The sequence below is a fragment of the Brevundimonas sp. 374 genome, from assembly GCF_900102995.1.
Lineage (GTDB): Bacteria > Pseudomonadota > Alphaproteobacteria > Caulobacterales > Caulobacteraceae > Brevundimonas > Brevundimonas vesicularis_C.
The window spans coordinates 46,354-59,516 of record NZ_FNKT01000007.1 but is presented as its reverse complement, the minus strand read 5'-3'; the positions used below and the strand labels follow the sequence as shown (position 1 = coordinate 59,516).

At 64.5% G+C, this 13,163-nt stretch carries 19 protein-coding genes; 9 read left to right on the top strand and 10 right to left on the bottom strand.

Annotation, left to right across the window (positions count from 1 at the left end):
• Nucleotides 1-4: 4 nt before the first annotated feature.
• Genes BLR19_RS13820 through BLR19_RS13810 form a run of 3 tightly spaced genes read right to left on the bottom strand, consistent with a single transcriptional unit; the run spans nt 5 to nt 1,055 of the window.
• On the bottom strand, nt 5-271 hold the full coding sequence (locus tag BLR19_RS13820) for a hypothetical protein (protein ID WP_143007393.1): 267 nt from the start codon (nt 269-271) through the stop codon (nt 5-7).
• Entirely contained in the window at nt 268-873 is a 606-nt protein-coding gene (locus BLR19_RS13815) for a cysteine hydrolase family protein (RefSeq protein WP_091752233.1), read from the bottom strand. The genes BLR19_RS13820 and BLR19_RS13815 overlap by 4 nt, the downstream gene beginning before the upstream one ends.
• Nucleotides 870-1,055: a hypothetical protein gene (locus BLR19_RS13810; protein WP_091752231.1), complete on the bottom strand. Its 186-nt coding sequence runs from the start codon at nt 1,053-1,055 to the stop codon at nt 870-872. Before BLR19_RS13810 ends, BLR19_RS13815 begins: the two co-directional genes overlap by 4 nt.
• 168 nt (nt 1,056-1,223) lie before the next feature.
• On the opposite strand from BLR19_RS13810, the gene BLR19_RS13805 reads away from it, so the two are divergent.
• Nucleotides 1,224-1,982: a Crp/Fnr family transcriptional regulator gene (locus tag BLR19_RS13805; RefSeq protein WP_091752229.1), complete on the top strand. Its 759-nt coding sequence runs from the start codon at nt 1,224-1,226 to the stop codon at nt 1,980-1,982.
• Between the two features lie 58 nt (nt 1,983-2,040).
• Here the strand turns inward: BLR19_RS13805 and BLR19_RS13800 are convergent, their stop codons facing one another.
• Together BLR19_RS13800 and BLR19_RS13795 are read right to left on the bottom strand one after the other, a co-directional pair.
• Entirely contained in the window at nt 2,041-2,805 is a 765-nt protein-coding gene (locus BLR19_RS13800; protein ID WP_091752226.1) for a Crp/Fnr family transcriptional regulator, read from the bottom strand.
• An 82-nt stretch (nt 2,806-2,887) separates the two neighbouring features.
• A complete protein-coding gene (locus tag BLR19_RS13795) occupies nt 2,888-3,187 on the bottom strand; it encodes a hypothetical protein (RefSeq protein ID WP_091752223.1) in 300 nt (99 codons plus the stop codon).
• Between the two features lie 269 nt (nt 3,188-3,456).
• On the opposite strand from BLR19_RS13795, the gene BLR19_RS13790 reads away from it, so the two are divergent.
• The 7 genes from BLR19_RS13790 to BLR19_RS13760 all read left to right on the top strand — a co-directional run bounded on the left by BLR19_RS13790 (nt 3,457) and on the right by BLR19_RS13760 (nt 9,764).
• Nucleotides 3,457-4,563 (top strand): glycosyltransferase, encoded by a 1,107-nt coding sequence (locus tag BLR19_RS13790; protein ID WP_091752219.1) that lies wholly within the window; start codon nt 3,457-3,459, stop codon nt 4,561-4,563.
• Nucleotides 4,560-5,513: a glycosyltransferase gene (locus BLR19_RS13785; protein WP_091752216.1), complete on the top strand. Its 954-nt coding sequence runs from the start codon at nt 4,560-4,562 to the stop codon at nt 5,511-5,513. Before BLR19_RS13790 ends, BLR19_RS13785 begins: the two co-directional genes overlap by 4 nt.
• Nucleotides 5,510-6,541 (top strand): glycosyltransferase, encoded by a 1,032-nt coding sequence (locus tag BLR19_RS13780; protein ID WP_091752212.1) that lies wholly within the window; start codon nt 5,510-5,512, stop codon nt 6,539-6,541. The genes BLR19_RS13785 and BLR19_RS13780 overlap by 4 nt, the downstream gene beginning before the upstream one ends.
• A 206-nt stretch (nt 6,542-6,747) precedes the next feature.
• Entirely contained in the window at nt 6,748-7,638 is an 891-nt protein-coding gene (locus tag BLR19_RS13775; RefSeq protein WP_218119432.1) for an acyl-CoA dehydrogenase family protein, read from the top strand.
• Nucleotides 7,635-8,339, top strand: coding sequence for a PIG-L deacetylase family protein (locus BLR19_RS13770; protein ID WP_255366680.1), 705 nt, complete (start codon nt 7,635-7,637; stop codon nt 8,337-8,339). The genes BLR19_RS13775 and BLR19_RS13770 overlap by 4 nt, the downstream gene beginning before the upstream one ends.
• Entirely contained in the window at nt 8,332-8,913 is a 582-nt protein-coding gene (locus BLR19_RS13765) for a class I SAM-dependent DNA methyltransferase (protein WP_091752203.1), read from the top strand. The genes BLR19_RS13770 and BLR19_RS13765 overlap by 8 nt, the downstream gene beginning before the upstream one ends.
• Nucleotides 8,910-9,764: a glycosyltransferase family 2 protein gene (locus BLR19_RS13760; RefSeq protein ID WP_091752280.1), complete on the top strand. Its 855-nt coding sequence runs from the start codon at nt 8,910-8,912 to the stop codon at nt 9,762-9,764. Before BLR19_RS13765 ends, BLR19_RS13760 begins: the two co-directional genes overlap by 4 nt.
• Nucleotides 9,765-9,903: 139 nt before the next feature.
• On the opposite strand, the gene BLR19_RS13755 is transcribed toward BLR19_RS13760, so the two are convergent.
• From BLR19_RS13755 to BLR19_RS13735, 5 genes are all read right to left on the bottom strand, one after another.
• Entirely contained in the window at nt 9,904-10,107 is a 204-nt protein-coding gene (locus tag BLR19_RS13755) for a helix-hairpin-helix domain-containing protein (protein ID WP_039248693.1), read from the bottom strand.
• Nucleotides 10,104-10,319: a hypothetical protein gene (locus BLR19_RS13750; protein WP_091752200.1), complete on the bottom strand. Its 216-nt coding sequence runs from the start codon at nt 10,317-10,319 to the stop codon at nt 10,104-10,106. Before BLR19_RS13750 ends, BLR19_RS13755 begins: the two co-directional genes overlap by 4 nt.
• Nucleotides 10,319-10,582: a DUF2171 domain-containing protein gene (locus BLR19_RS13745; RefSeq protein WP_091752197.1), complete on the bottom strand. Its 264-nt coding sequence runs from the start codon at nt 10,580-10,582 to the stop codon at nt 10,319-10,321. Before BLR19_RS13745 ends, BLR19_RS13750 begins: the two co-directional genes overlap by 1 nt.
• 129 nt (nt 10,583-10,711) lie before the next feature.
• Complete coding sequence (locus BLR19_RS13740; RefSeq protein ID WP_218119431.1) at nt 10,712-11,470, bottom strand: alpha/beta hydrolase family protein; 759 nt, start codon at nt 11,468-11,470, stop codon at nt 10,712-10,714.
• Nucleotides 11,467-12,612 (bottom strand): DUF3182 family protein, encoded by a 1,146-nt coding sequence (locus BLR19_RS13735; protein ID WP_176758360.1) that lies wholly within the window; start codon nt 12,610-12,612, stop codon nt 11,467-11,469. The genes BLR19_RS13740 and BLR19_RS13735 overlap by 4 nt, the downstream gene beginning before the upstream one ends.
• A gap of 229 nt (nt 12,613-12,841) precedes the next feature.
• Between BLR19_RS13735 and BLR19_RS13730 the strand changes: the two genes are divergently transcribed.
• The gene (locus BLR19_RS13730; RefSeq protein ID WP_039248702.1) at nt 12,842-13,123 is read left to right on the top strand and encodes a SemiSWEET family sugar transporter; all 282 of its coding nucleotides are present in this window, start codon (nt 12,842-12,844) and stop codon (nt 13,121-13,123) included.
• The last annotated feature ends 40 nt before the right edge of the window (nt 13,124-13,163 follow it).

Here is a 13,163-nt window from a genome sequence, read left to right as displayed (position 1 = left end):
CTCGTCACCGGTCTCGGACCGGTGCGCCGAATACATAGATGCCGGCATGGACGAGCTTTGCGATCAAGTCGGGCGAGAGGAGCGACGGGGCTGAATCAACGTCGGCGATCCACCGATCATCGCACCACAGGGCGACAGCCTGACCCACCGCTTTTGCGCGCTGAGACGCCTGGGCCATGGCGTCAGCCATGTCGTTTGAGATCAGGGTATCAGGCTCTCCGCCATCACGGTAGCGGATCTGATAGCGCAGAACGGGAGGATGGACGGTCATGCCACCCATGCCCCCAGCACCTCTCGGCATTCGGCAGTTTCGACCTGCAGACTGAAGCGGTCGCTGTAGAGTGCCAGAAGGTGATCGTGAGGCTGATCAGCCGAACTGCAGACCCCGTCGCTGACCACCACGATGCGATAGCCCAGATCGATGGCTCCGAGCACGGTCGAGAGAACGCAAACGTCAGTTTCCGCCCCCGTTACGACGAGCGTATCGACACCCTGATCTTTGAACGCCTTGTGGAGGCGTGTGCCTGACCAGGCGGAATAGACCGTCTTGTCGATGATCTGGGCGGGCGGCGCGAACCGCTGAAGCGGAAGCGCCAGATCCAACATCGCCGGATCAAGAGCGTTCTTCGTCATGGTCGACCAACGCCGCCAATAGTCGCACCAGGCGCCTTCCGCCTCATCGGGCGTTGCGGCGGGGATGAATCGGGTGAACCACAGCTTTTCAAGCCTTGCAGCGCATAGCGTCTCGATGGCCGGAAGCGTTTTGGCTGCCCAGGGCGTATGCCACTCGGTCCCTTCCACGAACATGCGCTGCATGTCGATGCAAAGGTGCGCCGCTGTTTCCGGAATGCGCGTCTTCAGGCCGCGTGTCACGGCCTGAGCCCCGGCGTCTCTTCGCCCCGGTGGTGTTCGGTCTCGCCTTGCTCGACTTCGGTGCGGGAGAAGACCTCCTCCTGGCCCGCGTCGAGTATTTCGTCCTCGGGACCACCTAGACCGCCCTGCGCCAAGCCGCGCGTATGATCAATCTTGTCCCTGTGTGGCGTATGTCGGGTCATGTCGCCTTCTCGCCGGATCAAAAGACAACCAATCCTGGTGCGTCCGCTGAGTTTCATAGGTCCGATTTTGGACAGGCTTCTAGCCTGTCGAGAGTACCCCCGAAGGTGCGTCGGACAGCCCTTTACATGGGTTAGTGCAGGCATGCCGGGTTTGGGGGAACGCGGGGCATGGATGAGGACCTGCCGCCCCCAAACGATTCGCAATCCGATGCGCCGGGGCGGTTGGGGGAATTCGTCACTCTGTCATCTCGCGAGCGTGCAGCGCTGGCCGGGCTTCTCGAGCCGGTTCAGCATTGGCCTCGCCACCATGTGTTGCGTCATGAGGCGGCTGAACCTTCGCATCTCTATCTGCTGACCCAGGGCTGGGTCGCATCGTCCATCGCGCTTGCATCGGGCAAGCAGCAGATTGTGAAGGTCCATCTTCCGGGCGATCTCCTGGGAGCGCCGAGCTTGTGCCTGACGACAACGGTCGACTGCCTGACCGCCATGACGCCCATCGCTGTGCACGCGATATCGAGGTCCAGGCTGATAGCGACATTTGAGGCCTATCCGCGGATTGCGCTTTCGCTCTTTCTGAGCGCGCAGAAAGAGCGTGTCGCGTTGATGGAAAGTCTGGCCGTGGTTGGTCAGGCACCCGCACACGTTCGCATCGCCGCCACGCTGACCAATCTGTTCGATCGATTGTCCGAACGCGGCGATGCGCCGGGCGGCATGTTCCATATGCCTTTGACCCAGCGCGATCTCGGCGACCTGATCGGGATCACGCCGGTGCATGTGAACAGAACCCTTCGCGAAATGGATCGCCTGAATCTGATCAAACGGTCCGACCAGACGATTTCCCTGCTCGATGTTGATCGGCTTCGCCGTATCGCTGGGCTGCCCGTCAGGCGCTATGTGTCCGGTCCCAACCGGATCGCGAGCGCCTGACGGCGCAGGCGCGGAGATGGAGGCGCAGCGGCCGCGCGCTAATGAGCTTCGGATAGATTTAGGCCGTCCGCCGTCTCGCGATCGGCGCGCCGCTTGAGGACCTCGACAGCTTCAGATCGAGATAGGAGGCGTCGAAGGCGACGCGCTCGGTCAGCGCCGTCCAGTCGTCGATCCACACCTGACCATTCCGCCATCGCACCAGGCCCGTGTCGCGAAGGACCTTGAGCGAGCGGTTCACGTGGACGCTCGACATCCCCAGCATGTCCGCTAGGTCCGATTGGGTCAGAGGGCATTCGAAGGTGTGGTCTTGGGCGAGGGCTACGGCTTCCAGACGGAGGTAGAGTTCACAGATCAACTGGCCCAGTCTTGTCCCTGCGTCTCTGCGTCCCAGCGCCACCAGCCACTGCCGGTGGATGGCCGCATCTATCAGCGTTTCAAGCCAAAGCGCTCGCGCAAGGCGAGGGGCGTGTTCCGTCACGCGCCTCAAGTCGGCGTGCTGGACAACCGCAACAGTGACGTCAGACAAGGCTACAAGGCTGTGGTCCATCGTTTTCAGAAGAAAGCCATGCAGATCGATGAAGTCCCCGGGAATGCTAATCGCTGTGATCTGACGACCGCCGTCCGCCAGGGTCGAGACTCGGCCGACAAATCCCGAGAGCAGCAGCGTACTGAACGTGGGTCGATTGCCCTCTTCCACCAAGGCTTCGCCGGCTGCTGCGCGACGGCGCCCACTTAGGAGGTCTCCAAGCCGTCCGCGATCGTCGTTCGAGAGGTCGCCGAGGCGATGAAGCTTGGCATCGATGAGCGATTCCACGGACGTCATCCTTGAGAACAGAGGCGTCGGGACGCTGCGGCCCTTGTCACAGGATCAACGCGACGTAGCCGAGGACCGGCTCGCATGAGGGTCATCCGTCCTTGGCGCCAAATTCGACGAATGCGGCGCGTATCGTCTGTTCCTCGTCATCGGTTTCTGCAGACACGACGACTTTGACACGGCCGGCGATCGGCACGTCCGACCGAGAGTCGACGCTGGGGCTGTCGGCTTCGACGTCTCCGCTCGAAGGCCTGTCTCCAACCGTGTTCGCCTCGCCTTCAGGGGCGACCTGAATGGCGTCTCGTTCCATGCCATGGGTTTGAACGAGCCGTTCGACCACAAGCTCGGCGTCTCGACGTGTTGCGAATGTGGAGGCGAAAAGGTTGGTCATGGTTGGGTCCTTTTAGCTAGTCCAGAGAACGCGCCGAGTAGTTTATCGCTCCGGGGCTGACCGCTTTCAGCGGCGCTCGCGCGTTTTCATTGGATCATCCCAAACAAAATACGCAGGTTTCTGCTGGCTCAAAAAAGCCCGAACGCCTCCGATCGGCTTGAGACCATTATCGCACACAGGAACGAATGTCCTCGGCATAGCTTTGACCTTCAGGCTTTACGCCATGGACCGATCCGAGGGGGATCGGGTTGTCGATCACGGCGGTACGGATGCGCATCGGCGTCATCGCACATCTCAAATATCCGATCGCAGAACCCTTCGCCGGCGGGCTGGAGATGCATACGCATCTCCTCTGTCGCCAACTGCGGCTGAACGGTCATGACGTCACTCTTTTTGCAGCGACCCTCTCCGACCCGGAGTTAGGCTTGGAGGCGATCTGCGACCAGACGGAAATCGCCAAGGTCGGGACCGCAGAGGCGGGCGACGTCGCCTTCTTCCGAGAGCATCACGCCTATCTGTCGTTGATGAGCCGGCTTCGTCGCAGTTCGTTCGATGTCATCCACAACAACAGTTTGCACTATCTGCCGGTCTCGATGGCCGAGACCCTGCCGATGCCGATGGTCACCACGCTCCACACGCCGCCGTTTTGTTGGCTGGAAAGCGGTATCCGCGAAGCGAGCGCGCCCTTCGCGCGGTTTGTCGGCGTTTCCGAGGCGATGCGCGAACGATGGAGTTCAGTGCGGACGATCGATCAGGTCATTCTGAACGGGATCGACCTGGAGCGCTTTCCGTGGCGTGCGAGTCACGACGAAGCCGGGCATTTGATCTGGTATGGGCGGATCGTGCCCGAGAAGGGGCTGCATCTGGCGCTGGACGCGGCGGCATTGGCGGGTATCGCCCTGCGGTTCGCGGGCCCGATCCTCGATCAGGCCTATTTCGATGCCGAGATCGCTCCGAGATTGACGCGCGAAACCACCTATATCGGCCACCTCGACCACGAAACGCTGTCGAAGGAGATTGGGCAGGCGGCCGCCTTCGTCTGCACGCCGCGCTGGGACGAACCCTACGGGTTGGTGGTGGCCGAAGCGCTGGCGTGCGGCACGCCCGTCGCCGCCTTCGCGCGGGGCGCCATTCCCGAGATCCTGACCCCCGACTGCGGCGCCCTGGCGCGCGCGGACGACGTGCAGGATCTGGCGCGCGCCATCGTCCGGGCGGTCGGCCTGTCTCGGTCGGCCTGCCGCGCCCGCGCCGAGGCGGCCTGCGATGTGCGCCGGATGATCACCGCCTACGAAGGGCTCTACGGCGAGATGATTCAGGCGGCTGCGGCAGGGCAGATGCAGGCCAATGACGCGCTGGAAGATCGGTTGATCGCATGACGGGCGAATCTGCCTTCTGCGTTTGCGTGCCCGCGCGGAATGAGGAACGGCGTCTTCCTGTGCTTCTGGCCGCCTTGGCCGCGCAGGATCTTCAAAGCAGGATTTCGGTCGCGCTCTGCATCAATAACTCCACGGACGGTTCGCTCCCTCAGGCGCAGGCAGCGGCCGATCGGTGGAAGGATCGACTGGACATCGTCGTCGATCTGCAGACCTTCCCGGAGCATCGCGCGCATGCCGGCGCGGCGCGTCGCGCGGCCATGTCCGTCGGTCTCGAGCATCTCGGAGATCGATCCAATGGCGTTCTGATCTCGACGGACGCCGACACGCGGCCGCCGCCGAACTGGCTGTCCGCCAATCTCGCAGCCATCGCGGATGGAGCCGATCTGGTGGGCGGACGGCTGGTGCTGGATGAAGCGGAACCGATCTCGGCGGATGTCGCGGCTCTGCGGCGACTATGGGACGCCTACTGGCGTGAAGTTCGCATGATTGAGGACGAGATCGACCCTTCGCCACATGATCCGGCCCCTCGGCATGGCGATCACACCGGAGCCAGCCTCGCCATCACGGCGGCGGCTTATCTGTCAGCCGGCGGCGTGCCGGAACAGCCGACGGGTGAGGATCGGGCGCTTGTGATCGCCGCTCAGGCGCAGGGGGCCCGGCTTGTGCATCCCTTGGCGGTGTGGACCCGCGTGTCGGCACGCACCACGGGCCGCGCCGCCGGGGGGATGGCGGAGGATATGACCCGCTTGTTCGATCAGGCGCGGAAAGGCGGTCCGATCATGGCACCGGACTTTTCGCATTGGCGACAGCGGGCGAGTTGGCGCCGGGGTCAGCGACACGACGCGGCGAGCGTCAGGCGGCTGCCGGCATTGGAAACCCAGCTGCCCGCCCTGCCGCTCGACATGGATTTACGAGGTTGGGCCGACGGCGTTGCGAGAGCCGCAGCGTGAAGGCTCCGATCGGCTACTATGTCCACCATCAGGGCGACGGCCACCGTCAGCGGGCTCTGGAAATCGCCGCCGCCGCGCCCGAGCGCTTTGTCCTGCTCGGAACGGGACTAAAGGGGCGAACAGGAGACATCGCCTGCGTGGATCTGGAGGATGACAGGCCCCATAAGGGAGACCGCTTCTCCGGCCAGGATGAAGCGCCTGTCCGGCCTCAGGCGCTGCATTACGCCCCCTACCATCACGCGGGCGTCCGCGCGCGAACCGCTAGGTTCGCTCAGTGGATCAGCGACGCCAAGCCGGCTCTGATGGTTATCGATGTGTCGGTCGAGATGGCGATGCTGGCCCGGCTGTCTGCGACGCCTGTCGTCTATGTCCGCCTCGCGGGCGATCGATCGGACCCGGCCCATCTGGACGCCTTCCGCGGCGCGGAAGCCTTGCTTGCGCCGTTTCATGAGCGGCTCGATGGAATGGGGGCCAGAGAGGTGCGCGACAAGACGCAGTACTTCGCACCCAGGCGGCAACCAGTATCGACCCGAGGCTCCGGCGTCCTGGTCGTTCATGGGCGAGGCGGCGAACCGTTGGATGGCGCTAGGCTGGCGTTAGCTGCAGAGGCAACGCCCGATCGCTTGTGGACCGGGGTTGGGCCGATCGAACCTCCACCGGTCATGCCGCCGAACCTAAAGCTGGCGGGCTGGATCGACGCCATCGGCGACCAGATCGAAAAGGCCGAGATCATCGTCGGAGGCGCGGGAGACGGCCTGCTGAATGCGGTGGTTTCGGCCGACAAGCCCTTCGTCTGTCTTCCCGAGCCTCGCGCCTACAATGAGCAGATCGCGAAGGCCGAACGGTTGGCGGATTTGGGCTCCGCCATCGTTCTTGCGCAGTGGCCGCACGCTCACGAATGGCCGGGCATCCTTCAGTCAGCACTCGCACTGTCGCCCGCTGATCGGCAGCAGATCAGCGGGCAGGGACTCGGCGCCGCCGGACCCTGGCTTGTCGATCTCGCATCAGAGCTTAAGGCACGCCGATGACAGCTCTGGAAGCAACGCCGACCGCGTCATCGCCTCTAAAACTTGAGGTTAGATTGGCGGCGCTAGGTGCGCGCTACGACGCCGCGCCGCGATATCCCGCCGAGAGTCTGACGCTGCTCGCGTCGGAGGGTTGGGGGCGGCGGTTCGCTCCGGTTCAAAGCGGCGGAACGGCCTATGACAATCCACTCCACAAGGCCTTGGCATTGATGAACGCTCTACGCAGCGTGGGACGGTCGGATCTGAGCGTCGGCCGACTGTTCGAAGGACATGTCAACGCCCTGGCGCTGTTCGACTGGTACGCGGACCCGGCCCAGAAGGCTTGGCTGGGGAAGGTTGTGGCGCAGGGCGGCTGGTTCGGCGTCTGGGCGACGGAACCGCCGCCCGGCGTTCGTCTGGTCGGCGACCGGCTGCAGGGCGCCAAGATGTTCGCGACCGGCGCGGGCGGATTGGAATATGCGATCATCACCGCCCAGCCGGAACAGGGCGAACGCCAGCTGATCGTCGTGCCGGCGAACGAACCCGAGAGGGCCGATCTGAGCGGTTGGCGCGTCCGCGGCATGCGCGCAACGACCAGCGGGCGCTATGAGGTGACCGGGTTGACGGTCGATGCCGATCAGCGGCTCGGACGTCCTGGAGACTATGATCGCGAACCGCGTTTCACGGCCGGAGCCTGGCGATTTACGGCGGTGCAGTTGGGCGGCGTCGAAGGCCTGGTCATGGCGATGCGTGACGCGCTGTCCGACGCCGCGCGCGCAGATTCCATCCAGCGCGCGCGCTTTGCCGATGCGGTCGTTGCGATGCGGACGGCCTGGCTCTGGGTCCGCGAAGCCGCGATCCGCGCGGCCTCCGAAGCGCCGGACGCCGGGGATTTCGCCCGCGCCACGCGCGGCGTCGTCGAACGCAGCGCCCTAGATGTAATGGAGTTGGCGGCGCGGTCGGTCGGGACGCGCAGCGCCTTCGACGGCGAGCGCATCGACAAGATCACCCGTGATCTCAGCCTCTATCTTCGGCAGGCCGGACCCGACTATGCGAAGGACCAGGCGGCCAAGACCTGGCTGGATCGCGATCTCTGGGGCGAGGGCGACGCCCTATGGTGAGCGAGAAAACCGGCCGGCTGGCGACCCTGGCGCTGGAGCGTTCGCCCTGGCGATCCGCGCGGTGGCTGGTCATCGCCCCGCATGCCGACGACGAGACGCTGGGCGCCGGCGCCTTGATCCATCAGGCGGCCGAGGCTGGGCGGTTGGCGGGCGTCGTGATCCTCACCGACGGTGCGGGTTCGCACGATCATTCGAATGCGGCCTCCCGTGCGAGGCTCATCCGGACCCGACGCCTGGAGGCAGGGCGCGCCGTTCGACGGTTGGCGGGGGATGCGGCTGCGGCGCCCGTGTTTCTGGATTGGCCTGATGCTCAGCCCGCTTCTCCTGGCAGCACGGTATTCGAGGCGACCGCCCGTCGTCTGGCCGCCCTGTGCCGTGATCGGCGCGTCGATGCGATCGCCGTCACTGGACCAGACGATCCCCATTGCGATCATCAGGCGGCGGCCCAGCTTGCGCGCCGCGCGGCCGGGCTGGCCCGCCGGCCGGTCGCCGTGTTCGATTATGTCGTGTGGGGGGCGGCTCCGCCCGGGTCGAAACTACGGATCACGACGCGACCTCTTAGGGCCGGCCTCAGAGCGTACGCCTTATCGAGCCATCAAAGTCAGTTGACGCCGATGTTCGGCCAAGGGTTCCGGCTTGAGAAGGAGAGGGGGCTGCGCGCCGCCTCGGACACCCTCTATCGGCGCGACGCCTATGGCTGAACGCTCGCTTCCCGCCGCCTATTTCGAAGGCATCTTCGCCGGGGACGCCGATCCGTGGAGTCTGGCCTCCAGCCCCTATGAGGCGGCCAAGTTCGATCGCACCATCGCCGCTCTGTCGGCGCGGCGAGCGGCTTTTGCGCTCGAGGTCGGTTGTGCGGGCGGCGTCCTGACCGAGCGGCTGAGCGCGGTCTGCGATCATCTGCTGGCGATCGACGTCAGCCCGACCGCCCTGGAGCGGGCGCGCCAGCGTCTGTCGGGGCGGCCGAACGTCCGGTTCGCGGCTGCGGCCTTCCCTCGCGACTGTCCGGTTCTGGACGGGCTGGATCTCGTCGTCCTGTCCGAAGTCGCCTATTACTGGAGCGACGCCGATCTGGACTTTGCGGCGCAACGCATCGCCGACGGTTTGGTCGAGGGGGGACGCGTTCTTCTGGTGCACTGGACTGGCGAGACTGACTATCCCCAGACCGCCGACGACGCCGTCGAGCGCCTCTGGCTTGGATTATCGGAGCTCATGCAGGTGGATCTCGCCGAAAAGCATCCGAACTATCGGCTGGATTTGTGGAGCCGGCGATGACGACGCTGTCCGCTCTGACGCTGGTTCGCAACCGGCAGGCGCATCTGGACCGATTGGTCGAGGGATTGATGCTCAGCGCCTCGCCGCCCGACGAACTGATCGTCGTCGACATGAGCGATGCGCCCGTGAGGCTGCCGCCGTTGGGTTTTCCGGTCCGCGTCGAACGTCTGGCGGGCGACGCCCTGCCTCTGGCCGCCGCCCGAAATCTGGCGGCCGCCTTGGCGTCGGGCGATATTCTGCTGTTTCTGGATGTGGATTGCATCGTGTCGTCGGCAGTTTGCGACCGGATGCAGGCGGTGCTCGCCGAGCATGACGCCGTCATCTGTCCAGAGGTGCTCTATCTTCCCGCTGGTGCCGTCCGGCCGGGACCCCTGTCGGAAGTCGATCTGAGCGCCGCCGGGCGACCCCATCCCGTGCGCCCCTTTCCACGGGAAGGCGAAAGCCCGGAGGGCAATCCGGGCCTGTTCTGGTCTCTGGCTTTCGCGCTCCGTCGCTCGACCTTCCATCGGCTTGGCGGGTTCGACGAGACCTATGTCGGCTACGGCGCCGAAGACACGGACCTAGGCTTCCGCATTGCGCGAGAGGGCCTGCCGCTGCTCTTCGCCGGCGGCGCGCCGGTCTTCCACCAACATCATGACGGCTATGATCCGCCCCTGCAGCATTTCCGCGCCCTGATCGCCAACGCCAAACGCTTCCACGCCGCCTGGTCGATCTGGCCGATGGACGGTTGGCTGACGGCGATGGCGGATCTCGGACTGGTCGACTGGTCGTCGGATGATTTGATCATCCGCCGCGACCCAACGCCGGCCGAAATCGCTGCCGCACGAAAAGATCCTGCAAATCCCTTTTAGGATTGCCGTCTTTCAAAGCGCAGGCTCGCCGTACGTATGAAACTCAACGAGCCGACGCAGTTCAGTGTCCGTCTTCTCGAGTGAGGAAGCGATCTTGATCAGGCGACGGCCAAGCATTGGGCCGTTATTGCGTAGCTGGCTAGGTCGCTGAACTCGTGGCTTTGACCGAAACGTGCGCTTCGACGCCGTCAGTCTTGCCGCTCAAACCCGGTACCTCATCGAGCTGGCGAAGGCTGGTGAAACGACCTCTTTCCTCCCGATAACGAACGATTTCGAACCCGTGGCCGCGCAACATCTCAATCCCGTCCAAAGCGTCGGCGCTGGCGATGTTCAGGTCGATCATCTCTCGTCTCCCTCAGCTCTGCCCGCCGGCCGGTGTCCGAGGGCGAAGTCGATGGCTTCGATATCGACCTTCAGCTTCACCAGATCACGGATGCGCTCGTGGTCGCCGGACGTCGCGGCGGCCACGGCGGTTGACCACACTTCGGTTGTCAGCTGCTCGCGGATGGCCAGCAGCTGTGCGGCGACGGCATCATTATCCTGAATCACCGACACTATTTAAGGTCGGCGATCGCCTCGCCGGCCTCTTCTTCCTCGAGAAGAGCGGCGTTGTCGGCGTTTGCCGACAGGCGCACCTGATTGCCCTCGACCTCGGCGACCAGACCGCCCGAGAGGTAGTGGTGGTGATCACTATGCGAGCCGCTGTCGGCCTTGGTGAGCTTGATACGATCGCCTTCGACCTTATCGACGGTGCCGAGATGGACGCCGTCGGCGCCGATCACTTCCATATGTTCTTTGATGTTCGAGAGGTCGGTCATGCTGGGTCTCCGTTTACCTACGCCATCAACGAGGCGCGACGCGCCGCGTTCCAGAGATGAAAGCGTCGTAGCGGGTAATGCGGCTGCGATAAGGGCGCCTGCGCTGGGCGTTGGGCGCTGGCGACAGGCTCACCGATAAGACCGGCGGCTCGCCCGCACCATTTCCTCGACCCAGTTGATCAGCAGGGTGGCGTAAAGCCGCTGATGGGCGGGATCGCGCATCGCGTGGGTCGCTTCGGCGATGATCCTGTGGCTGAACGAGTTCGCGTCCTTGAAGGCTGCCTGATATGAGGCGATGACTTCGGGCGGAATGCGATCGTCCTTGCCCGACTGCACGATGAGGACGTCGCCCTTGAACGCGGCGCAGGCCGATAGCGCTTTGTCTTCCTGCGGCGTTCGCAGCTGTTGTCGATAGGCGCGCACCGCGTCCTTATCGAGCTTGGCCTTGGGGACCTCCCAGTGCTCGTCCGGATAGAGGGCCGGGACACGCAGCGCCAACCAGCGCACGTCACGGATGCTCGTCAGCAGAGCCGACAAATAGCCTCCGTAGCTCGTGCCGATCACGCCGATCGCACCGGGATCGATCAGAGGCTGGGACGCCAGGTAGTCATAGGCCGCTGTGACGTCGTCCAACCCATTCTGCCGAGTGACCTCGTCTCGGCTCGCATCGCTTTCGGCATGGCCTCGAAGGTCGAAGGTGAAACAGACGCAGCCCAGTCGAGCGAGATCCTCTGCCAGGCCCAGGTCTTCTTCCTGATCGCCGCCCCAGCCGTGCACAAACAGAAATCCCGGCACGGGCGCTTCCGGAGTCAGAAGGGTACCGGTCAGCTTCTGTCCGTCGACAGTCAGTCGAACCCGGCCCTCGTCGATCTCTTCAGGCGCGATCACGCTGTCCTCGTGACGTATTTCGTCATCGGCCCGACCTTGGGGTCCTCACCCCGGAAATAGACGACATCCTCCGGTCCGACATCGGCGAGGCCGTACACCTCGACCGTGGCGGTTTCGACGGAAGTCAGCGCCGGCGACGCCGCGAAGGCCTCTAGGGCGGCGATTTCCGCGCCCGTCGCGCCGCCGACCCGCCACGACTGCTCCAGAACGCCTACTCGCCTTCGCCCTCGCGCATCCTTGCCGGCGAGGACATCGTAGTTCCGGCGGGTCAGAACCAAGTCCGGATAGGCGCGCTGGGCGGCGTCGTCGAACACGGCGGCGCAACGTACCGCTTCCACCGCCTCGGGGGTCAGTCCGAGGTGAGTCAATCGATCGAGATCGCCCCTGACGCACCTCAGTCGTGAACCGCCGTACACCTCGCGTCCCTTGTGATCCGTCGTTTCCCGCTGATCGCCGACATAGCTGATGCGTAGTCCGCCGACCGACAGGGTTCCAACGCTGTAGGTTTCCACGCCGAGCAGGTTTTCCTCAAGGACGACGCCGAAGGCGGCGATTTGCGCTTGGTCCTGATCGGCGATGACGGCGACGAGCGCCTCAGGCGTTTCGACGACCGTCTGGCCCAGCCCTGCCTTGGCCAGGACATCCTTTACGCGGACAGGCCCGGTTTCCAGGAGGCGTCGACCGGCTTCGATCGCGTCGGCAACGCAGAAGGCGGTGTAGCCGTCCAGAGCCGCATCGCCCAGACGGTCGGCCATGGTGTTGGACCAGCCGGGCGGGCAGGTCGCGGACCGATCGATCAGGCCGTGGGTGATCGCTTTGGTCGCGATGAAGCGGTGGGGCACGCGGCCGCCTAACAGATTGCCCGCGGTGAAGACCGTGCGCGAGGTCATGTCTTCACCGATCAGGGTGTCGCGAGGCACCAGCAAGACGTCGGGTCCGACGTCTTCCGCATCTTCAACGACATCAATGACCGGGAGGCGCAGAAGGCGCGCCAGGCGAGAAACCAGCATCTCTCTGGACGCCTGATCGTGCAGATTGCCCGGATTGTGCCCGTCCGGATCGAACAGCGCGATGCCGGCAAGGGCGGCCGCATTGGTAAACGAAGGCATCGGGGCGACGCCCAATGGATTGACGATGGTCATGGCGGTCAGCGCTCCCTGCCGAGGGTCAACCCCAAGACGGGTCAACGGTTCAGCAACCCGGTCCTTCTTTTTTGCGAGAGCTGAGGCGTCGTCGTTGAGAGGACAGGCCGGCGCCGCGACGGGGGCAGAAATCGGGATTGGAAACGTCCTATCCCCGCGCGGCTTCGCCACTGTAGAGGTGCGTTTTCGCACACAGGAACGGTGACCCAAGGGGCGCCGTTGCCCCTCCATGAGCGACCTGACAGCCAACATTGTGGGTACAGCGGCGGCGGTCTGCTCGATCACGAGCTTTGCGCCCCAAGCCCTCAAAATCTGGAAAGAGCGCGACGCGTCTTCGGTCAGCCTCAAGACCTATTCGCTCACCGTCACCTGTTTCATCCTCTGGGTGGTCTATGGCGTCATGACCCGAGCCTGGCCGGTGGCTGTGTCGAACAGTTTTGCCCTGGTCATGGCGGCCTGCGTCCTGATCATGAAGTGGCGGTTTCGCGATGGCGATCCTGACGGGCATTAGGTTGCATCTACCGGCTACCGCGTATCCCTCGCCTTGCCCG